The organism is Microbulbifer variabilis (assembly GCF_052467165.1).
In genome coordinates, this window is sequence record NZ_CP174301.1 from 1,516,360 (window position 1) to 1,538,079 (window position 21,720).

Annotated in this window: 22 protein-coding genes; 13 read left to right on the forward strand and 9 right to left on the reverse strand. The window is 41.0% G+C overall.

Going from position 1 to position 21,720, the window contains the following annotated elements:
- Positions 1 to 43 precede the first annotated feature (43 nt).
- The 7 genes from ACJJIP_RS06730 (at position 44) to ACJJIP_RS06760 (ending at position 5,012) form a co-directional block, all read left to right on the forward strand.
- Positions 44 to 769, forward strand: a complete 726-nt coding sequence (locus ACJJIP_RS06730) for an SIMPL domain-containing protein (RefSeq protein ID WP_444946482.1) — start codon at positions 44 to 46, stop codon at positions 767 to 769.
- A gap of 275 nt (positions 770 to 1,044) precedes the next feature.
- Positions 1,045 to 1,542, forward strand: coding sequence for a hypothetical protein (locus ACJJIP_RS06735; RefSeq protein ID WP_444946483.1), 498 nt, complete (start codon positions 1,045 to 1,047; stop codon positions 1,540 to 1,542).
- Positions 1,543 to 2,357: 815 nt separating this feature from the next.
- Positions 2,358 to 3,155, forward strand: coding sequence for a nucleotidyltransferase domain-containing protein (locus tag ACJJIP_RS06740; RefSeq protein ID WP_444946484.1), 798 nt, complete (start codon positions 2,358 to 2,360; stop codon positions 3,153 to 3,155).
- A gap of 262 nt (positions 3,156 to 3,417) precedes the next feature.
- On the forward strand, positions 3,418 to 3,672 hold the full coding sequence (locus ACJJIP_RS06745) for a hypothetical protein (protein WP_444946485.1): 255 nt from the start codon (positions 3,418 to 3,420) through the stop codon (positions 3,670 to 3,672).
- Positions 3,673 to 3,694: 22 nt separating this feature from the next.
- The gene (locus tag ACJJIP_RS06750; RefSeq protein WP_444946486.1) at positions 3,695 to 4,189 is read left to right on the forward strand and encodes a hypothetical protein; all 495 of its coding nucleotides are present in this window, start codon (positions 3,695 to 3,697) and stop codon (positions 4,187 to 4,189) included.
- A 156-nt stretch (positions 4,190 to 4,345) separates the two neighbouring features.
- Entirely contained in the window at positions 4,346 to 4,678 is a 333-nt protein-coding gene (locus tag ACJJIP_RS06755; protein WP_444946487.1) for a hypothetical protein, read from the forward strand.
- A 100-nt stretch (positions 4,679 to 4,778) separates the two neighbouring features.
- A complete protein-coding gene (locus ACJJIP_RS06760; RefSeq protein WP_444946488.1) occupies positions 4,779 to 5,012 on the forward strand; it encodes a hypothetical protein in 234 nt (77 codons plus the stop codon).
- Between the two features lie 439 nt (positions 5,013 to 5,451).
- Here ACJJIP_RS06760 and ACJJIP_RS06765 read toward each other — a convergent pair whose 3' ends face one another.
- Positions 5,452 to 5,670 (reverse strand): hypothetical protein, encoded by a 219-nt coding sequence (locus tag ACJJIP_RS06765; protein ID WP_444946489.1) that lies wholly within the window; start codon positions 5,668 to 5,670, stop codon positions 5,452 to 5,454.
- A gap of 107 nt (positions 5,671 to 5,777) precedes the next feature.
- A complete protein-coding gene (locus ACJJIP_RS06770) occupies positions 5,778 to 6,755 on the reverse strand; it encodes a trypsin-like serine peptidase (protein ID WP_444946490.1) in 978 nt (325 codons plus the stop codon).
- Positions 6,756 to 8,200: 1,445 nt separating this feature from the next.
- Between ACJJIP_RS06770 and ACJJIP_RS06775 the strand changes: the two genes are divergently transcribed.
- The gene (locus tag ACJJIP_RS06775) at positions 8,201 to 8,359 is read left to right on the forward strand and encodes a hypothetical protein (RefSeq protein ID WP_444946491.1); all 159 of its coding nucleotides are present in this window, start codon (positions 8,201 to 8,203) and stop codon (positions 8,357 to 8,359) included.
- A gap of 516 nt (positions 8,360 to 8,875) precedes the next feature.
- On the opposite strand, the gene ACJJIP_RS06780 is transcribed toward ACJJIP_RS06775, so the two are convergent.
- Entirely contained in the window at positions 8,876 to 10,453 is a 1,578-nt protein-coding gene (locus ACJJIP_RS06780; RefSeq protein WP_444946492.1) for a phytoene desaturase family protein, read from the reverse strand.
- A 309-nt stretch (positions 10,454 to 10,762) separates the two neighbouring features.
- Entirely contained in the window at positions 10,763 to 11,326 is a 564-nt protein-coding gene (locus ACJJIP_RS06785) for a hypothetical protein (RefSeq protein ID WP_444946493.1), read from the reverse strand.
- 467 nt (positions 11,327 to 11,793) lie between these two features.
- Here ACJJIP_RS06785 and ACJJIP_RS06790 point away from each other — a divergent pair, with 467 nt between their 5' ends.
- Together ACJJIP_RS06790 and ACJJIP_RS06795 are read left to right on the forward strand one after the other, a co-directional pair.
- Positions 11,794 to 12,693 (forward strand): NmrA family NAD(P)-binding protein, encoded by a 900-nt coding sequence (locus tag ACJJIP_RS06790; RefSeq protein WP_020413285.1) that lies wholly within the window; start codon positions 11,794 to 11,796, stop codon positions 12,691 to 12,693.
- Between the two features lie 141 nt (positions 12,694 to 12,834).
- Positions 12,835 to 13,053, forward strand: coding sequence for a GDCCVxC domain-containing (seleno)protein (locus ACJJIP_RS06795; RefSeq protein ID WP_444946494.1), 219 nt, complete (start codon positions 12,835 to 12,837; stop codon positions 13,051 to 13,053).
- 172 nt (positions 13,054 to 13,225) lie between these two features.
- Here ACJJIP_RS06795 and ACJJIP_RS06800 read toward each other — a convergent pair whose 3' ends face one another.
- Positions 13,226 to 13,471: a hypothetical protein gene (locus tag ACJJIP_RS06800; RefSeq protein ID WP_444946495.1), complete on the reverse strand. Its 246-nt coding sequence runs from the start codon at positions 13,469 to 13,471 to the stop codon at positions 13,226 to 13,228.
- A gap of 789 nt (positions 13,472 to 14,260) precedes the next feature.
- Here ACJJIP_RS06800 and ACJJIP_RS06805 point away from each other — a divergent pair.
- Entirely contained in the window at positions 14,261 to 15,388 is a 1,128-nt protein-coding gene (locus ACJJIP_RS06805; protein WP_444946496.1) for a hypothetical protein, read from the forward strand.
- A gap of 335 nt (positions 15,389 to 15,723) precedes the next feature.
- Positions 15,724 to 17,217, forward strand: coding sequence for an APC family permease (locus ACJJIP_RS06810; RefSeq protein WP_444946497.1), 1,494 nt, complete (start codon positions 15,724 to 15,726; stop codon positions 17,215 to 17,217).
- 118 nt (positions 17,218 to 17,335) lie between these two features.
- Here the strand turns inward: ACJJIP_RS06810 and ACJJIP_RS06815 are convergent, their stop codons facing one another.
- From ACJJIP_RS06815 to ACJJIP_RS06825, 3 genes are all read right to left on the reverse strand, one after another.
- Positions 17,336 to 17,935: a hypothetical protein gene (locus ACJJIP_RS06815; RefSeq protein ID WP_353376667.1), complete on the reverse strand. Its 600-nt coding sequence runs from the start codon at positions 17,933 to 17,935 to the stop codon at positions 17,336 to 17,338.
- Positions 17,936 to 18,221: 286 nt separating this feature from the next.
- The gene (locus ACJJIP_RS06820) at positions 18,222 to 19,388 is read right to left on the reverse strand and encodes a patatin-like phospholipase family protein (protein ID WP_444946498.1); all 1,167 of its coding nucleotides are present in this window, start codon (positions 19,386 to 19,388) and stop codon (positions 18,222 to 18,224) included.
- 452 nt (positions 19,389 to 19,840) lie between these two features.
- The gene (locus ACJJIP_RS06825) at positions 19,841 to 20,047 is read right to left on the reverse strand and encodes a hypothetical protein (RefSeq protein ID WP_282953049.1); all 207 of its coding nucleotides are present in this window, start codon (positions 20,045 to 20,047) and stop codon (positions 19,841 to 19,843) included.
- Positions 20,048 to 20,624: 577 nt separating this feature from the next.
- On the opposite strand from ACJJIP_RS06825, the gene ACJJIP_RS06830 reads away from it, so the two are divergent.
- Complete coding sequence (locus ACJJIP_RS06830; RefSeq protein WP_020413279.1) at positions 20,625 to 21,143, forward strand: MaoC/PaaZ C-terminal domain-containing protein; 519 nt, start codon at positions 20,625 to 20,627, stop codon at positions 21,141 to 21,143.
- Between the two features lie 170 nt (positions 21,144 to 21,313).
- Here the strand turns inward: ACJJIP_RS06830 and ACJJIP_RS06835 are convergent, their stop codons facing one another.
- Positions 21,314 to 21,658, reverse strand: coding sequence for a hypothetical protein (locus ACJJIP_RS06835; protein WP_444946499.1), 345 nt, complete (start codon positions 21,656 to 21,658; stop codon positions 21,314 to 21,316).
- Positions 21,659 to 21,720 lie beyond the last annotated feature (62 nt).

Below are 21,720 nucleotides of genomic sequence, written 5' to 3' on the forward strand. Positions count from 1 at the left end.
ACAAGACACAAATACGGGCATTAAAACTTAAAAGGAATCGCGCATGAAATATGTTTTATTGGCACTATCTTTAATTATTTCTTTTTCAGTTTTTGCCAATCCAGTACCCGAATTTCCGTTTGTGATTGTCACTGAAAAATTGGAGCAAGAAGTTAAACCTGACTTGGTAAAAGTGCGCTTCAGTCTTTCAGTATATGATAAATCGTCAGATAAGGCGATGGATCAACTAACCAAGTTTTCTACTCAAATGTTAGAAATCTTAAAAAGTAACGAAATTCCCATTTCAAATATCGAGTCAACACAAATCGACAAGACCACTAAGCGAGCAAGAAAAGATGGAACATACAACTTAGATATCTTGGGTTATGAGCTTCAGCAAGGATTCAATTTGCGTATTACTGATCTTACGAAGTACCCTAGCATAATGAATCAGCTAATCCGGTTAGACGGTGTTCAAAATATAGATGCATTCTTTAAAACTACTCGTGAAGATGAGTACAAAGAAAAAATGATTGTTGATCTGAGCTTCAAAACTAGGAAAAAAGCCGATGCCCTTGCTAAGGCCCAGTCTAGAACGGTCAAGAGTGTCTATGGAATTACTACCGAAGAGAATTTTGGGCAGGCATATGCAACTTTTTCATTGGAGTACAGCCCTCAAGCATATGCTTTAGCCATGGAAGCTGATTCCTACGGTATGGATTTAGTAATGGCAGTTCCTGAATTTATCAAAGTAGGCCAACGAATAACCGCTATATATGAATTGAAGTAGGCGTCGTGCCAAGCTGCTGTAGGCCTAGGTATTGCTAACTTGAGTGATGAATACGAGAAGTCTCTCTCCTTGTTTCTTTACGTCAACTTAGAAAATGGTACTTATGGTAGGGGGGACCTTCACACAATCGATGAAAATCTAGCTAGTTCGGAAATTTTTGACCAATAAGAAAATCAATTTCATTCCAACTCTACAAGCTACTTACCATGAGTAGGTAAGTGGTGATATATTAGATCTATGAGGTACCTAGCCTAGGTGTTGAGCTTTATGATTTTATGGTCAATATTGTGTTTCGAGTTAGAATAATTTTATTGTTGTTATTTTTGAAAAGCTCTGCAGTCAGCGCTTGTATTAAAATTGAAAATTTTATTTTTGAGAATATAATTTCTGCTAACCATATTTTTGTTGGTAAGGTAGAAAATTATATCGTTGTGGACAAGAATAGATACACCGGAATGCCAAGGCATGCTCTAATAACTTTTTCAGTAGAAGAGGAGTTATTTGGAAAGCACGATAGCTCTATCGTGGATCTTTTCTGGACTAATTCTACCTTTGGATTGCCCGGTCAATTGGATGAGGATCGCTATTTGGTGGCATCTGCAAAGGTGGATGGTCAGGGTATTATTGAAACCCAATATCCATTCAAGTTATCAAAACTTGAAGGAGTCTTGCAAGCTCCGTGTACTGCACCATTTTTGCTGAAACCAAGTGTAGATAATATTGAGAAAGCTAAAAAAGCTCTGAGTGTTGTGTCTGCGAGACAGATGAAGTAAGGAATATTCTCATCATTACTTCCTAGGTTTTGTTTGCCGAGCTAGCGACTACTACAGTCACCACCAATGGAAGTCCTATTTTTGATCGGATCTGCGCATTGCTTTTTCTACCCCCGTAGCTTATTCGGCCTTAGATAGTGTCTCAAACGGCTTGGCTACCCTACAAAGTGCAAGTCCGCACCTCGTCTTTCGAACCTGTGTAGCCAGAATCTCTGGATTCGTTACTGCCACTTATAAAGATGGTAGTAGTGAAGGACCTGTTGGCGCCGGACGGTAAAAAATCAGGAGATTAATGAGTTCGAGGAAGAGAGGCGAGTAAAGGTGCAGTGTATCGACTTGTGTTTACAAGATAGTGAGGTTTAGGCATAAAGCTTATGTGGAGGCTAGGCAGGTGATATTGAGCACACCGTGTGCAAGCGCCAGGTGGGTAATGGAGCAGTTTAGAGGGCTCAAGTGGATGGTTAGCCATAAACCTCAAATCTTCGGTTTTTGGCTATTTAGATAGACTGATATTGAGTGAAAAATATACAGTTGTGCATTCTATAACAAAGATTAGCAGCAGCTGCTCCTATTTTTAGGTGAAACTCAGTAACTTATTGATACTTTTAGGATTCTCAAATAGATACAAAGCAGCGAAAATAATGAGATATAAAGACGCTACTTTATATCTATTTTGGTGCATTTGTACCAGGTATAGATAATTGATTGAATTTCTTAGTTTTTTTCCTTCTCGAAGGAGCTAGGGTATATAAATATAAAACAGGGTGATACAAAGAAGCTTCTTTTGAATTAACTGTTAGCTTCAAGATGAAATTATGATAGACATCAGTATTAGAGAAGATATATTAAGTCGCCTAGAGAAGACTGAAGAAAAATTTGATGTAACGATTCTTATGGCAATCGAATCAGGAAGTAGAGCATGGGGGTTTGCTTCACCTAATAGCGATTATGATGTCCGTTTTATCTATGTAAATAAACCTGAATGGTATCTATCGGTAGATTTGGAAGATAAGTGGGATGTGATTGAATACCCAATAGTTGATGATATCGATTTAAACGGGTGGGATGTAAGGAAGGCTTTGAAACTATTCTGGAAATCAAATCCTGCATTTGTCGAGTGGATCCAATCTTCAATATCTTACATTGATGATGGTTGTTTTCGTGATAAGTCATTAGAGCTGCTGCCTGAAATATATTCTACTGAAAAGGGTATATATCACTACAGAAGTATGGCAAAAACCAATTATCGAGGGTATTTACGTGAGGAAATGGTGCCGCTTAAAAAGTATTTCTATGTCTTGCGTCCATTATTCTCTATACAGTGGCTTGAAGAATATGGTACAGCCGCTCCAATAGAGTTTGAAAAAGTATTATCGTTAGTAACAAACAATGAGTTGCTTGATACAATTCATGCTCTTTTAGAACGCAAAAGGGTGAGCGAGGAAAAAATGCTGTCTCCGGCTATTCCCGTATTGAATCAGTACATTGAGGAGCAACTCACTCGTTTGGAAGGTATAAAACTCCCAAAAGCTGATAGAAGCATTGAAATGGCCCAGCTAAATGAGCTTTTTCATTGTATTTTAGGTAATAAGCTAACAAGGGGCTCAATTTGACGCCTATCGACGAAAATTAGCTCGGCGTTAGGTGCCCAGAGGAATTATGAGCGTAAATCCAGAAAAGCACCGAAGAATGAAATTACGTAAGGCTACGGGAACTCGTGTTATTAATTCGCCTGAGCCGGTTCCATACCATCGTGGTCCCGAATACTTGGTTGCTCATGTATGCTTCAATTGCCGAAAAAGTTATAAAAGACCTGTTGAGTACTCTGGTAAAAAGGTGACTCGATGTCACCCTTGCCCAGGTTGTGGCGAATGTATGCATGAGATGGGACGTAGCTTTAAGGCACCAAAGGCAGTTGATAAGAGGCAGTGGCGTAAGGTACAAATTCTATTCGCTGCTGGGTTCCGATTCATCAGCTGTGGTTCCCATGAGGGCGCCAAGTTACCTGCTGAGCTAAGTGAACTAGAAGGTTTCTTAATCAATAATCAGGTGCACCCGCTAAAGGTAGCAGCACCTAACAAGCTAATGTTGCCGGACGGTTACCGCGATGCGGCAACCGCCGCAAATTAGAGCGTTATGTGAAAGGAAAATCATGAAAATAGTCAGCATCTTCATAGTCTTTGCTGGGCTCATCGTTACAGGATGTGCCACTACAAATACATCTTCTGTGGCGATAACATCAGCAAAGCCGTCACTTACATTTTCGCAAGAAGAAACTTGGAACCTCATGGTTGGAAAATGGTACGGGAGTCAACCGACTAAGGATGGTGGTAAGAGACAAGAGATAGTTGAGAGATTTCCGCAAGGAACCTACAAGATTACTTTTCGTATTTATGACAAAGACGGAAAAATCAAGGAGCAAACCGAAGCCGGCCAGTGGGGTGTGTCAGGCCCAGTTTATTTTGCAATATTTCGTGGTTGGGTTGAAGACAATCATCTTTTTCCGTCTAACCCCGCTGATCCGTTTAATTATGATGCTTATCGAATCATTAAACTGGATAACGAGATGTTAGAGTATGAGAGCTATAGTTCTGGAAACAAATATGTAATTAAGAAAGTGTCCAATGATTTCCAGTTCCCAGGCTAGTGATTCACATAACAAGCGGCTCAAATATGCAGGCAGCGCCTGCCGGACTTACTGCTGCGAAGCTCGCTGCTTAGTCGGGCGTTATATTTTTCAGGAGGGATTTTTCAGTGGGCTGAGGAAAAAAATCTTCGATGTGACGAGCCCGATGAAATGATAATGGATCTTTTGTTAGCCAACGATGAGGATAAGCAATATAAGGTTTTATCCCAGCTTGATTTTAAATGCGAAAGTGAAGCTTTTGATAGTGTTGCGTCCAGAATTGCGGAATTATATGAGTGTAATAAACTCGATTTTCATGAGGTTCCAAGCAAGCTTATTTTAATGAGTTATCATTCGGTAAATTTAAGCAGTGATCAAGCTAAATGCTGTAGCTGGCTTGATGATGAAACCTGCTTAATTATGCAGGGTATTAAAGAGCAAGGCCCCGCAGAGGTTGAGCTAAAAAGATTCATGGAAATTGTAAAGTTAAAACATAACAGGTGCCTGTAATTTGACTTCCGGCCACTGTTACCTTTTGTGCAAAACCCACACAAAAATCGCCATCAAAAATTTGCTTGGTGAGCCGGGCACTATTGACAATGGAGTATTGATGTCTCAACCAAAAGATAGAATTGTAGTAGCTAGCGATGTAAATTCAAGAGATGGCATTGGTGTCGAGATTTATAGAGACGACGAACTTGTCATAGAGATATTTCGAGATGATACGGAGAAAACCCGTACTGTCACAGTATTCAAAGAGTCAGTAACTCTTGAGCTAATGCAAGAATGTATTGAAATATTCAAAAAAGAAATCCCATGGGATTTTATTGAGTATGATGAGTAAACACATAATAAGCGGTTCCAGAAAAAGAATTAGCGATCGGTAAAATCGGTAGAAAAAGATTTACTCAGACTTGAAGGTTCAAGCAAATGAACATAACTATCACTGGCAAGTTGCTTCGGTCCCGCGGGCCTGTGCGGGTGTTTTGCTCCACCTACTGTGGGCTTTATAAGTTAATTGCGATAAATTCAGTAAACCCAATTTTTAAAAGCTGATCCCGAACACCTATAGGTTAAATAAATTACTTTAAGTTCACGTATTTTTTCTTTACTGGAATTATTAATATCTAAGAAGTAGGTATTAGATCAGGCCTGAGATGCCTCCCTCTGATTGATCATAGATTGAGCATATAAGTGGAGCATCGGTATGATTGGTTCGGCTGATAGAGGTTTATTATTACTTGATGTACTGGCAGAGAAATAGATCTAGCAATCGCATACGCTCAGCATACCGAGCTGTATTTTTCTGACAGAGATTTCAGCTTTTCAGCTGTCTCCAAGTCGGAACTAAACCATATCTGTAGTGGGTAGGACTCAAGAATAACGACATCTTTTACTTGTCCTAGTTGTTCCAGGCGCTGTACTTCGCGTAAAACGGGATCAGGTGTCTTTAGACTGCCTCTCACCATCACACGATGCCATTCGGGCTCATCATCGGCCATTATCCCGCATGCACCTAGAAAAAAGATCAAAGGAATAAGTGTTCTCATATTATTAACAAAGGCGCCCAAGGGCGCCTTTTTCCGAACTTGAGTGTGGTATTTTCACTTTATGGGTAAGTCGCAATCCAATCCTGCAAGGTAGTATACACTGTGCTGGTTAAGCGAGTTCCGCAGTTCTGTGAGGGCGATCCAGTGGTGTGGATTCCGCGAACGGTGTTATTAGTATCTTTAATCCCACTGCCACTTTGGCCACCAGCTGTATCTAATGTATAACACACTCTATAGGTACTTGAGGATGTACTACCTGAGTCAGTCCACATAGTAGCAAATGGCTTATCTCCTGGGTATCCAGTAACACTATGGGTTCCGCTCGAATAGACCCCCCATCCTGAATATCCATTGTGAGGCGGTTCCGCTAATACAATAATCGCATAGTCATAGTTAGTGTCTCCATTATTATGCCATGCGGTGGTAGTTACAGCATTGGTCCAGGTTTCACTGCCCCAGGGTTTATAACTACCAGATTGGGCCACCGTGAAATCAAGAGAACTGAACCAGTTGCCGGAACCATCAGAAACACAGTGGCCTGCCGTTAAGACATGTTTTGCTGTAATCAATGTACCGGTACATCCCACATCAATGCGGCCATTATACCAGTGGGGATTTTGCACAGTATTAGTGATTTGAACTCTGTCGTCAGTGCCTATTACAACTGTGGGTAGCAGTCGTTCCTGACCTTCGACCATAGTGGGTAATTGCCCTTTAGAGGAAAAAACACTTGCATCCAAGCCTTGAGACTCAAAAATCGCTATAGCTTGCTCCAGCAATGAAAGCGATTTCTCATCTACGTCTGCTACATATTGCTTACCGTCTGGAGTAACCGCAATGGCGCTTAAAGAAGAAGTGCGCTCTATTAACGTATATTCTTTCTTTACAGCAGTCTCGTCTACTACCGGCTGCTTGGCAACATTATGCCCGCTGATGAAACTTGCGGCTTGGTCTATCTCAACAAAATTGTAAAGGGGATCTGCATATGATGCCCCTGAGAGTACTGCTAGTGAAAGAAAAATATGAGTTCTATTCATATCTAATCCCTCTAAATTAATAGATGTTTAGTAGCGGTACGACCATTTTTTATTTTCACACTTAATTCTTGTGCGGGCGCATAATATAGTACTTTCGTGCATATTTACAACTCGATGATTGTAAATTAGAAGCTAACCAGCGCCAGTTTTCATACCAAAGAACGCTCTAAGTATTTCAAGAAATAATTAACATTCTTTATATGAAGAATTAAAAAAGCCTGCTGCTGATATTTGTTGAAATGCTAAACAAATGATTAAAGATATTCTTTCAGTCAGACTTTTAAGAAACCATTACTTGTTGTACTTTTACAAATATGAAAAAAATTATCATCAATAATTCCATATAAAATCTATGAAAGTCACACTTGATAATTTAGAAATGCTAAATTAATCGGCTTGTCTGAAATCTGATGTCATCTGTTTAGCTTGTCCTATGAGCAGAAATCACACCTTAATCGTTATATTTATATATATTTTTTTATTATCTTAGAGGGATAAAGCAGGTACTGGAGTGCAATGATTCTGGACGCCCAAAGATTGGGACTCTGCAATTTAGGTGAGAGTTTTATGCAACAGTGTGCTGGATGGCATATTTCCTTTAGTGAAAATAGCAACATGACACCTAAATTTTTTTGAGTGTCATAAAGGGGTAAGTGGAAAATCCAGGATAGGTGTGCTGGAAATTTGAGAAGTTTAGTGGGTAGATTTTGCTTGTTTAGTTGATTGTTTGTTTCGGTGGGTGGTTGGGTAGAGCTAAGAATATATTGACAATCTTGTAGATCATATATTTTGCGCTTACTCTGCTATATTTAGATCTGTCGAATCTGTTATCTGTTTGGAGAGACTTTCAAAGTCACGATTTAGGAGTGTGATATCTTCATTGAAGTTGTTCCAACTCTTGCCGCCAGGCAGTTCTGGAAGGAATTACTAGCTGAATAGGCTGGCGACATATTGGCGTTCTGCCATGAGAGGGGGCAATGATGGAGGGGGTTAACGATTCTACAATGGGCTACTTTGAGCAACCATGTTGCATCGTATCCATATAGGCCTGCTCCAAGTAACTTATGGCCGGATCTGCAATTAAGTAATTTCTACCTTTGTTAATGATCATTTATTTAGAATTTAAGGGATCGTTGGGTACCTTCCATTGAATCCTTACTAGTCATATTCTTATTTTAATAGTGAGTATATGCCCATATCTCTCATACCAACTTATGTTTTTCCTTTCTTGCCCCCGTAAATAGATAGCAACTTAGTGCAATGGTAATTTACACAAAAATTAGGAATTTTGATTTTCCTTAAGGAGTGGCGCCCCTGACTTGATGCGTCTGCAATGTGCATTTTATCGCCTAATTTAGTTTGTTCGACGCTTTGCTTGGTTCAAATGGTTGTACTTCACTTATTAGCATGGTGACAATGGCGGTCTAAAGTAGGAGGGGTCGATAATGATAAAAATAACAGCCAAATGGTTTGGTGGAGCTCTATTGATTGGGGTGGTTGGAGTTTCAGCCTTTGCGGTCAATGCGATTTATTTTAAGCCTTGGGCTATAAATGTGTATTTTGAAAGAGCATTCATCAAAATTCAAAGTACCAGTCTGGAGTAGCCTAAGGCTTAAAAGGTTGGCTGTACCCAGTCCATTATTGTGGCGCTGATCTTTTCATTGACTGGTCATATGGATAGAGGTAAGGGGTAAGAACTTACTTTTCTTATTCTTATTATATTTGTCGTAGCTCTAGCATAATATCAGCTGGTGTGACACCTAGAGTAACAAGGTAAGCCCTTGGGCATCACCACCAAGCATCGGCACAAGGTATGGTGGCTGACTGCAAATTGTTGTGTGAATCCGTTGCTGAATTAAGATGGATTTGGACTCTTACAGCGTCTTGATGATGTTGGTCCAGGTAAGGTCAAGATCTTTATAGGCCATGCAGGCTGCCAGCTCCCTCCCATCCAGCAAAGCTAGAGGCCTCTCCCATTATGGTCCCTGCACTTGTCAGCAAGTGCAGGGACTCATTCAAATAACGTATATACCAGCTGGTATCTTGAGTGGTTAATCTTGACCTGAACACTATTGTGAATAGTGGCCGTACTGGGGTCATAGGGTCAGTTCGAGCGAGTCTTATCTATCTTTCAGAATCTCCAGTGCAGCATTATGCCCAGGTACTCCAGTAACCCCACCTCCCGGGTGCGTACCGGAGCCACAGAGATATAAACCTTGAATCGGCGTACGGTAATCTGCAAAGCCCATAAAGGGGCGGTTGCTCCAAAGCTGGTCCAGCCCCAAGGCACCATGGAAGATATCGCCTCCCATCAAGCCAAACTTGCGCTCTAAATCCAGAGGTGAGTGAATTTGCCGGGCGATGATGGAGTCACGGAAATTGGGAGCATAGTTAGTGACGGTATCGACAATGGTTTGTGCCGCTTGCTCACGGTAGTCGTCCCAGCTATTGCCGTCCGACAGTTCTGGAGCAAATTGCTGGCAAAATAGGCTGGCGACATGTTGGCCCTCAGGGGCTAAGGAGGGGTCGATGGTAGAGGGGATCAATATCTCTACAATGGGCTGCTTCGACCAGCCATGTTGTGTCGCATCCACATAGGCCTGTTCCAAGTAGTTCATTGTAGGGCCAATGACTATTCCAGATTGATGGTGTGGTTGTAAGTGAGTTCCGGGCTTGCAAGTGAAATCTGGTAGTTCAGACAGCGCCACATTCATACGGAAGGTTCCGGACCCTACCTTGAAGCCGCGCACACGGCGACGAAACTCCGGCTCTAGGTGTTGTTCGTCAATCATCTGGGAGTAGAGTAGTTTAGGGCCAACATTGGCAATTACTTTGCCGGCGGTTACGGTCTCTCCATTGCTTAGCTGCACCCCGCTAGCGCGACCACCATCAACCAGGACTTCTTTAACTTCGGCGTCTGTGCGAATAGTGACCCCCAGGCGCTCAGCCTCTTTACGCATGGCTTGTGTGATAGCACCCATGCCGCCCATGGCATGACCCCAAGCGCCTTTCTCACCATTAACCTCGCCAAACACATGGTGCAGTAACACGTAAGCGGAGCCGGGAGTACTGGGAGCGGCATAGTTACCGACAATAGAATCGAAGGCAAATGCTGCTTTGACATGGTCATTTTCAAACCAGGCATCCAGCACGCTGGTAGCGCTCTTGGTAAACAGGTCGAGTGCATCCCGGCGAGCTGCCATACTGAGCTTTTTCGCTCTCATGCCAAAGCTACCAGCGCGAATCAAATCTACAAACCCGCCACCCACGTTGGGGGGAGAGCGTAGCAATTCTTCACGTAAAATATCCGCTACGGTTTCCAGCATGGCATAAAAGTCGGGTAGAGTGGCTGCATCCCTTTCTGAGAAGCGGGCGACCTCTGTCTGTGTATCTGCCAGATTATTATGGAAGGAGAGACTCTCACTATCTGTAAGTGGGAAAAAGTTTGACTGTGGCCGTAACTTGATGTCCAGGCCATGCTCACGCAAGTGAAGGTCTTCGATGATTTTCGGGTTGAGCAGGCTCACGGTGTAGCTCGCTACCGAGTTTCTGAATCCTGGGTGGAACTCTTCAGTAACTGCAGCTCCGCCAACAATAGTCCGGCGCTCAAGAATTGTTACTTTTTTTCCCGCTTTGGCTAAATAGCAGGCGCAGACAAGGCCGTTATGGCCACCGCCAACAATCAAAAAATCCTTCATTATTATTCTCTGAGTCGTTAAAGGGTTTATTGATTGTCGTCAAAAAACGCTCAAAAATAAAGAGCCCCAAACTTGGTTGGTATCGCAAAGTTAATCGACTGTTAAGTGGCTCATTGCTTTAATGAATTGATAGTAAGGTAGCGGCACATATGCTCTAAGTTCTTTTGAGTGGGCCCTAAAAGACCAGTGCTCGCAAATATTTTGGCCAAGATTGTAGAATTTTCGGGAAGAAATCCTACTAAACTCAGTGAATATAAATAGTCTTGAGGTAAGGGCCAGGCAACCTTGCTATTGACATACCAGCATTTCTTACTTTTTATTGTCTTTTTTTATCGAATCAATAGTATAAATTACCATGCCAGTAGGCATTTCAGAGAACCAGTTCGCAATCTTATATGATGCAGATTTGTATAAATTTTCAGATTTCTTCCATCCTTTTAATTCCATTTTTCCGACAATAATACAAAGCAATAATTTCCCTTCAATATCAATTTTTGATCCATGCCCGGAAATAATGTACTCGGGTTTTTGGTTGTTAAGCTTAATGTGATAATTAGCGTCAGCTGCTCTGATCGTAATATCCAAAAAATCTGAATTACTTTGAGATTTCTTAGTGATAATAGATGCCGAAGTGTTATCAATGTATAGGTGGACTTGTGCAGATTCACTTGACTCCTTAAAATCAAAATTGGATCTATTTATTAATTGAAGTATATCTTCGCTGAAAAAAGCAGAGTTGGCGATTGCGCGCTCAGTAACAGATTTCAGTGAGTTAAAGTTAGAATCTTTTATTTTATTGTTCAGTATTTCGCTAGAGGCTGTGTTACTTATGAAGTAGATACAGAGTGCTGATAATAAAATCAGTATTTTCATCGGCCCCCTCTATCTTAATTTAAGAAGCATTTTTGTAGATTGAGTAAGAGAATTAGTGCATGTACAAAATTATTATATTAGATTGACGGCTAACAATTAAGTTCTACTAATCTGGGGAAATCTTAGATTCATTCGCTAAACTTTGAGAAGGCCGTTTAAGATAGGAAGCGTATTTAGGAAGGATAGAAGCTTATTGGAGCGAGTGTTAAAGGCGCCAGATTATCAATTTTATGTAGGTTGGTAATAGCTACTAGATTATATTAGCTGAAAGATAAGTCCATAGGTCAAGTGATTTGCAGGACAGGATGTTACCCCACTTCTCTGGCGCAGATAGATATCTCCCCATATTACAATACGCTTTAATTAGTCTACTCAGGTTTTCTTATTTCATGATTTAGCCTAGCGATATCAGATGACAAAAGTGGGTAGTCTAATGAAAAGTAACAAAAGTAGGGGAAAGTACTTTAATGAGTAATCAAAAGAAGAGGCGCCTCCTCGTTATTGGTGCTACTGGGAAAGTAGGTGCGGAAGTCGTTTATTCTTTAGTCAAGTACCCGGATATCCAAACAGTTGCTGCTATCCGGCGGGATGATCAGGCGCAGTCGATGCTTGATATTGGCGCGGAGCCAATTCAGCTTGATCTTGATGATATGACTACAGTCGAGAAGTCAGTAGTTGGTGTCGACGGAATTCTCTTGATGACCGGTTACACCGTAGATATGTTGAAGCACTCGAAACGTGTTATTGATGCTGCAAGGCGCTCAAAAGTTGATCATATTGTCCATATCGGCGCTTCTGGTGCTGATACCGCCGAGGTTTCCCATTGGGGGTGGCACCAGATGATAGAAGCTTATATTGAGCAGCAAGGGTTTAGGTATACCCATCTACGTCCCGAGGGCTTTATGCAAAACCTGATTAGTTTTGGGTGGCTGCAAAATGGCAGTTTAACCAACCTAATCGGTGATGCTCGCTGGAGTTGGGTTGATGCTCGTGACGTAGCGGCAATCGCGGCTGCAGCCCTTAAAAGCCCTGATAGATTTAGCGGTCAAGTCTGGCGTCTCGGTTATGATGCTGCGAGTATGGCTGAGGTTGCCGAGATGATGAGTGACTTGGTAGGGCAGTCAATAGCGTTAAGCCCACTTGACCCCCAGATCTTTTATGAGGAGGCTGTAGCTGCTGGCGCTGATCCTGTCTATATGGCCTGTATTAGGGATCAGTTCCGTTTAAATGCAGCTGGCGCAATACCTAATGCAGATCGGACTTTTGATGAGGCCGCATTCAAGGCAGCTGTTGGTAGGTTGCCTGCTACATGGAATGATTTTATTCGACGAAATGCAGAGGCCTTAAAGGTTGCCGCAATTTCATAAGGGTAGATAGTGATTCCTGACAGATAGTTTTATAGAGTTACTGGTTCTTGGTAGCAGTTATCTGAAATAGCTTTGTGATTATCAAGAGTTCAAGACAACTGTTATTTCGACTGTAGACATGTGAGAGGCTAAGAACTGGTAATGAGAGAACAAATTCTAACTTCTACGATTACCTGCCCTGAGTGTGGGTATAAACAGGTAGAAAGTATGCCAGTTAATGCTTGTCAATGGTTCTATGAGTGCGGGCAGTGTGGGAAATTATTAAGCCCCAAGCAAGGTGACTGCTGTGTATTTTGCTCCTATGGGTCAGTTCCATGCCCTCCGATTCAAAAAGGCAGTGAATCTTGTTGCTCCTCTTAGAGGATAAGAGATGGAGTGGAAAGGTTTAGCTACTCAGATCTTTGCTTAAGCTGTTTGACAGCTTGGTCTATTTGAGTTTTGTTTGCTTCAGGTAATCTCTCGGCATGGATTTTTAGAGAATCCATAGACTCATAATCAAAGATACCAACTGTTGGGTTAATAACCTTAACGTTCAAATAATCGTACTCAACCTTTCCAGGGCAGATAATAGTTTGGCAATCTTTAGTGTGTATAGTTGCTGGTTATTCATCGATCTTTGCACATCCGTGATAATATCATGAAACCAGCGTAACTGCCCCCAATTTTTTACCTCTTCATAACTAGTGTTTACTCTGCTGAGAGGAGCAGAGCCTGCGCCTAAAATCAGCACATAATAATTTTTATCCGGAAATTCTTCGATGATATCCAGTAATATCATGCGGTGGGATCATTGGCCGATACTCCTGCATCGGCAAAGTATCGGTGGCTAAAATCTCTATTTATGATCATAAAGTCAACTGGGGAAAAACATTTCAGCACTAGAAGCTGCGATTACTAATTGGTAGGGACTGTTCGAAGGCAGGTTGGTGATTTCTTCACCACCAACTCCTCCTCCATCCAGGATTAGGATATTGATAGTTTCCTTTTTCTTTAGGCGATCCTCACTGATAATTATTTCTTCTGTAACGGGGGGGGCTGTTGAATTTTATCTTTTCAGTAAAATGATGATTGTAAATATAGGCGGTGATGCCGAAAACAAAGATTAGTAGGAAAAATATAATTGCTGGCCGCCAAGTTTTCATTGTGCTACCTGATTGGTTCAAACTCATTGTAATGGTGTTCGATTGGAGAAGTAATATTACTTTGTGACTTTTAGATGTATGTATGTTTCATCTACAAGCTTATCTTTTATTAGTTATAAATATTAAAAATCTCATTGAGCACCACTAGATACGGTGTTTTGTATATGAAATTTCAGAGGTAATTCTTTTTACTCTTCTAGCGTGGTGACTGATACTTCAGATGGGTGGCTTCTTATTAAATAAACCAAAAAAGTGAGCTGGTAATTGTGGGGCATTCTGAATACCGTGAACGTATAGTCACAGAGAATGTAAAAGGTGTACTTACCTGAGTATTTTGCACTCTTGGTTAGCACTTTTTGGGATGGTGAGCTAAATAATGTGCAGCAATTGCAGAAATCGATTATCTATCACCAATAGGCCGCACTATGAATAACCATATTTTCCTGAAAATATTTTTATTAGCATCTCTTTTATTTGTTAGCCAGGTTCAAGCCGGCTCTAGTAGAAAAGTAGATGGCGATGATCAGTTAGTTGACGCATTTGACGCTGCTTGGGTAAGAGTTATTAATAGCGGTAAATATCGAAAAATAATCCAAGACTTTGCTGAGCCGATTCCAGGAGTAATTGATGCAACAGATTACATTGTAAATCAAGCTGACTGCCTTCCAAACCCAGAGATCACTCCCTTTCCCGCCAAGCCCAGGGGACGATTTGCCAAGATATTGTCTTCAGGTCAAATACGCCGTGGGCATGTAGCTGGGATGCCCTGGTTTATTAGTTCTGGAGCTAGTACTTCTGATTGGTTTGATAATGGTATGTATGGCTCGAGCATACTTGACGATATTTTTGCAGAAATACTCAGAGAAATTGCCAAGCATTACAGTGTGGAGCAGATAGAGGTAAATTCCATTGAAATTCCATTTCCTTTCAATACAACTTCTGCCTTACAGGATGGGATCTTTGGTACAAACCTTAGCCCGTTTAGTGAAGTCTACGAGATGTTCGAATTCGTTAATAACCCAGGTATCATCGTTGATATTATAGGTCAGTTTAATGCAAAAGGTGGTGAGTCTGAAAATCTGCGCAGGCTGAAGGGGCGTCGGTCAACATGCACCATTATTAGTTCTGGCCAGTTTATTCATATACCTGTTGGCTCTCCCTATGTAGTTAGTTCCATTGACGATTTGCAGTCTAATCCAAGTATAAGAATTTGTACTGGAAACCTTTCAACTCAAACAGCAAATCAGTATTTTCCAGAGAATGTGGTTGTCACTAAACGACAGCTTGATATAAAGGAATGTTATGAAGCAATCAGGGATGGAGAGGCTGATGTGTTCTTTAATTCACTTCCGAAAAACCCCTCCCCTGAAGCGGTTGGTGTAGTTGGTGCACCAATTTTTCAAGCCACTATTGATACCAAAATTGTTGCAGGAACACCTTACTGGGTTAAGGGAAATTCTGTTTTATGCAAGCCTGTCTTTGTTCCTGGCCCCTTTAACTTTGGAACCTTTCGGGAGTGTGTGAAGAAAAAATATAATATTTCAGACTCATAGATCTTAAAAAGTTTTTATATATGGGGACGCGCTATAGATGTTGCTTACTTTGAGGACTAATTTTGATTAAGCTGTGATGGCAATAGGGGCGAGAAGCTATTCCCTCTGAAGCTCTACCGTTTAACTAATTGTGTATGGAACGTGTTAGCTGAAAGGTAGGGATAAGGTTTAACCTTGAGTGAATTTAGATGATATATACGCCCTTAAAATGCTTTTGATGACGGATAAAGACCTGCTTATTTTTGCTGGTACTGAAAAGGTTAGTCTGTGCATTTGTCATTGCATAGTGAAACTGTAAACTGTTCTTATTCCATTATTTTACACAAATCAGCGATATGCATCATACCAAGCGTGGCAAGAAAAAAGTTTCGCTTTTTAGCGCAACATTACTCAGTGCCACCTGTATGATAGGATCAGGGTGGTTGTTTAGTGCTCAATTAACGGCGAAATATGCCGGTAATTGGGCTTTTGCGGCATGGATACTTGCTGCTCTGTTGGTCTTGATGGTAGGGCTTTGCCTTGCTCGTATTGTGGCGACTTACCCAGTGCGTGGAGCCTTGGCCCAAGCTAGTGCCCTTTCGCACAATAGCATCTTTGGTATGCCTTTTGCTTTTGCGAACTGGTTTGGTATCTTGATGGTTGTGGCTACAGAAGCACAGGCTACAACACAGTATCTATCATCTGCTATCGGTTCTGCGATACTAATACAAAATCATACTCTTACTATATGGGGGAAGGTACTTGCACTCAGTATTTTAGCTGTTTATCTGTTAATTAACTTTTACGGTATTCGTTGGCTTACTAAAATTAATAATGTAGTCACTGTACTGAAGATTTTTACTCCATTATTTGCGCTTACTGTGCTTCTCATTGTGGTTTTTACCAGTAATCAAACCAGCTCAAATTTCTCCCTTTCTTACAATCAGCAGTTTGATTTTCGTAGTGCATTTTCTGCCATCATTGGCGCTGGACTTATTTATTCATACAATGGGTTTCAAATTAGTGTTGCATTTGCCAGTGAAATTAGGAAGCCAAGACGTAATATTCCACTGGCTATAACATTGTCAGTAGTGATTATCACCCTGGTTTATCTTGCGTTACAATTTGCTTTTATGGAGGCGATTCCGCGTGACCTGCTGGTTGAGATTGGTGGTTGGCGGGGATTGAACTTTACCTCTCCACTTCTAGATCTTGCTACCCTTCTTGGTCTGCATTTTCTAGCGTTAGTGTTACTCGCTGACAGCGTAACTAGCCCCTCTGCCTCTGGGTATACTTATCTTGGTGCATCATCAAGAATTTTATTCGCGATGGCTACAGTTGGGCAAATGCCTCGTTGGCTCGCGGTTTTAGATCCAATACATAATATTTCCAGACGGTCCATGCTAGTCAACTGGGTATTAGCAGCTGTTGTTCTAGCTAATGCGGATAGCTGGGCAGCACTTATGGTGGTTGTTACTGGGTATCATGTCGTTGGCTATATGGCTGCGCCTATCAGCATGGGAGCACTAGAACCTGAAATGCGGTGGTTTGGACTTATAGTTTTTGTTCTACTGAGCCTGATAATGTTGACCATGAAGTCTTCATCGCTGCTTCTGGTTTGCGCTTCTCTAACTATTTTGATATCTATTTATGCATCATTACATATTACGGGTACGGGTGTACGAAAGTTAGCGCTTATCACGTTACCATTCTTAGCCTATTTATGGACTCTATATTTTGTATCAAGTATTTGGCTGGTACTGATGGTATCAGGAATTTTTTATTTAGTAATATCATCTCGCTCTTATGTCGAGCTCTGTAAGGGTTACGGTAGGGGAGAGGGGGGATAAGAGTAGAGTTAGGCCGGATCTGAAATACAACATCCTTAAGGCTAAATATGATCCTCTAAGCCGAGTGAGTTAGACCTGGCAGGTAAGTGGTACTACCAGTCAGGTCTAACCTTAATGATCAAAACATAGAATTCACCATCTCTTTACTTTTTGACTTACCTGACCCGTGATTACGATCATCCCAGGTAACTCTTCCGGTCGCGAGATCCAGCTTCACACCTTGGTGTCCAACATAGGTATCACCTTGGCGTAGGGACATTTCGGTAAAGACTCCCTGACTATTAAAATTAAATTTTTCCAGGTTAGAGATATTAAAATTAACATCAAACATTCGATTAAAATCCAGTACTCCACGTACCACATCAATCAGGGCTTGAGTATGTCTTAGGCTGGATCCGTTCCCACTCATTGTTTGGTGCGAAGAGTTGCCATTTAGAGATACGCCGCCAAACACCCATCCTCTCCACTTTCTTCCCGGTGCAATAGGGCACACCGCTGCCATTATCTCAAAGGTATCATCCCTTACCTGTGGAGCTTGCATTGAACCAGAGAAGTGAGCGACTACCCCAATCTTTCTGGGAGCGCCACTATAAAGTACCAGTCCTACACAGGAGCCATAACCGTCAGATCTTAATTCTCCTGCATTGGTGCCGGTTACCCAAGTACACTCCGGCCTGAAACGATAAGCCGCATAGCCATCTCCCAATCGAACTGCCATAGCATAGACTCCTTATTGGAAATTTATTCAATATATGACCATTCAGTCTGTACCAATATAACGATAAATTACGTGAGAGCCTTGATCAATATCAGCAGATTACACCTTTGAAGAATGACTATTTGCTGGATAGTTAATGTCCAACCCCTAGTGCGGGAGCCTTTGGTGTTGGTCGCAGAGTTTTATAGGTTAAAGTTTGCTTGACGGGATAACTGAACGGTAATCAAAGTCTGCTGGCAAGCCCTTGCGCCGGGAAATAGATCTTGAAGTAGGGAGCTAGGTATTGTTATGTCTCCCCACCAAGATGCTTGAGAACGTGGCAAATTTCTTCTTTATTATCGTTAATAAGTCTTTCTGATAATATTTTCAACTTGTCAATTGATTTGTAATCGAATGGATCTACAAAGGGGTCAATAATTTCAACATTCAAATAGTTGAATTCTATTTGGCCTTCAGGAGCAAGTGATTTTGCTATGTCAAGTGTGTATATTTGTTGGTCATCCATTGATCTCTGTACATTGGATATGGCATCCTGCATCCAATTCAATCTTCCCCAATTTTTGAGTTCTCGGTAATTTTTCTCCATAGTTTCTAGTGGAGAAGTACCTGCGCCTAAAACAAGTACATAGTATTTTTTTCCAGGGAACTCTTTGATGATTTCACGCAGAATAATGCTTGCAGGGTTGTTTGCTGATATTCCTGCATCTGAATAATAACGATGTTTAACATCATCATTGTGGCTCATAAAGTCTACGGGCGGAAAAAGGGTCTCTGCGGCGGCGGCAGCTGTTACCAGTTGGTAAAGAGTGTCTGTCGGCAGTTCGCTACTATCTTCGCCGCGGTTCTTAAATAGATGTAGCTTACCGGTATGGATATCGAGTGATGGAATAATGACGTAATTATTTAGTTCACTAAAATTCAGTTCGCTACTATAGTGCTTTTGCATGACTTCATGTAGTCGATCTCCCAGAAATCTAGGAGATAAAAAGCCATTTACTGTTAAGATTTTGTGATACCATGGCGAAGAGAACAAATATTCGCTTTCGCTTTTATAGATATCAATAATTTTTTCACTTTTCGAATGAAGCTCTGCTTCTTCATCCTTGAACATGTAGTCTTTCTGATGAGGCATATTTAACCCGGTTGCGATGATGGCACCGGTTGATACCCCACTAAACACATCAAAAATTTCACTGGTAGGCTTACCTAATTTGTCCTCAATATATTGAAGGACATAAAGAGGGATAAGACCGCGAATACCACCACCATCGATGATAAGGATTTTGATAGTATCTTTGTCTTCAAGCCCCTTGTTGCTGACTATTGGTTCATCAGAAACAGGAGTCGCATTAAACTTGATGCTTTCAGCAAGTTGATTGTTGTAGAAATAAACAGTCCCAATGAAAGCAAAAGCTAACAAAGTAATAGTAAGTAGTAAGTATCTGGTTCTCATGCCAAATTCAACCTGTATCCTCTTTATTAAGAAGAGTACTAAGTGGCGTATTAGTTTTGCATTAAAAATACCTTTTGGTGACTGTGAATATATAAATATTTTTTACATTTTATATATCGATTACCAGACAGTCGTAAAGATATTTAATTGGGGAGGGCTTGTGGCTGTTTCACTGGGAAATTATTTGTTTTTTTTGTGGTGGGGAAGATTTATATTTTATCCTCTTTCTTATTGCTTCTCGTGTTTCTATCTCTCGAGGTGGTTTTTGGCTTATATTTTATCTGAATGTATTGGAGCTAAAGGGCTATTGAATTATTCGTTTTAGCCTCACTGTCTGAGGTCTTATATTAATAAGTGGTCTCAAATATAATCGCTTTAGTTCTATAGCTGGCATGTGAAATATTAATGTATATTTAGGGCAAAAATAGTATTTTGCCCTAAATAACTTCCACTCAGTTGCAGCTATGCCCATCTACATCTGCACCGTCTTCAACTCTATTGCAGTTAGGGCATTGGAATCCTCCGCCCGGTTGATTTTTGTAATTAATGTAGCTCCATCCAGTGGGAGGGTTGTCAGGTGTGTACTTGGCTTCTACTGGAGCAGGGTTTGGATTTTGGGGGTCTAAAGTCCCGTCTTTAGTGCTAAGTTCAACTTCCATATTGATTACCCATTTATATATTTAAAAGTACTGATCGATGATGCTGACCAGGCAGATTCAACAAAAGATACTGCTTACTTTTTAGTAAGCGAGTCAATTCTATATGTCCACGTTGTTGCTGTTCTACTTCTGGTTATCACATCTTCTTACATGGTGGAACTTTGGTGCACAATTAGTTAGTTTCTGGCTCAGTTTGTCTGGTAAGTTACGTATTGTCGTTATTTTACGGTTGTATTTTTCAGTGGCTTATGAGTGTGGGTGTAGGATGGTTTCAAGAAATAGCCGGGGGCACTTTGTAATGATTTTTCTGCCAATAGATTGAAAAGGTGCTTTCCTTGATTAATTTAAAGCAACAAGAGTTTATAGCCTTAGCTATTCTCCTGAGCGGGATTAAAGTATCTGTTTAGGGTGAAATCGTGCAGTGCGTGGTGTGTGAATAGATTGGTTGTGTGCCAGATGATTAATCTAAGTTGTTAGATTATTTTTGGTGTGTGTGATTTTACGCCATTTTTTATGAGGTGTGCGTGAAGTAGGAACCTTGGAGATTTTTTAAGGGGAAGAATTACAGGAGAATATCGTGAATTTTAAACCATATAAAGAAATTGAAGAAAACCGATTTCGAGAGGATTTTGGTTTCTATTTTGAAGACTTCGAAGTTGGACTGGTGATAGAGCATCGCCCTGGTAGAACCTTGACACGAACTGACAATGTCTGGATGACACTACTTACTATGAATACTGCTCAGTTGCACTTTGATGCGCACTATGCTGAGCGTACAGAGTGGAAATTGCCACTGGTAGATAGTACTTTAACCTTGGCAATCATAACTGGCATGACTGTTAATACGATTAGTAAAAAGGTTGTGGCCAATTTGGAATGGGATAAAGTAAAGTTGTTAAAACCAGTCTTTGAAGGGGATACTATTTATGCTGAAAGTGAAATTATCTCTAAGCGTGAATCGAAGTCGCGGCCCGCTCAAGGTATAGTTACCGTTGAGACTAGAGGTATCAAGCAGAATGGTGATATATTTATGACGTTCTTAAGAACTGTGCTGGTTTACAGAAGAGGGCACACACCGGATTATGCTATTCTTTAGCAGCCTTTGATTGTAAGGTTGTATAAAATATTGTTACATAAAAAATGTGATTTTACTGCAGTTAGCGCCGGTGAACTGAAGTGCCTACTTAAGGTGGGCCTATATGAGCACCCTGACACTAAATACTTAATTATCTATTTTTGACAGTTTTAAGTTTAGTCATTGAGTGATCAATACCCACGGAAAAAATAGGATAGCAAGTTTGAAATACTGCCTAATATAAGCACAATCTGGCTCCACAGGAGTATCTTGCAGCGAGATCGTGAGTTTCTGAAGGGCTTCCCAATTTGAAAAAAAACAACAACTATAAGCCCCATGATAATTGGCGCTAAGCCTCCCCCTATGCCAGCGGCAATGTTTCCTGTGCGCAAGAATTGGCCGAGAAAGGCTGCGGTAAAGGCGAGTGCTATAGAAAGTAATAGAAATAGAACTAGAGTAGCCCCGGCCTTGTTGGTTTTAGTACCATCAAGAGTATCACTATTTGATATTGATGCTGAGGAAGCATTTTTATTCATAGAATTTTATCCATTTGTTTGTTTCTAATTGGTACGGCGCATATTTAATAGGGTTCCTGGAA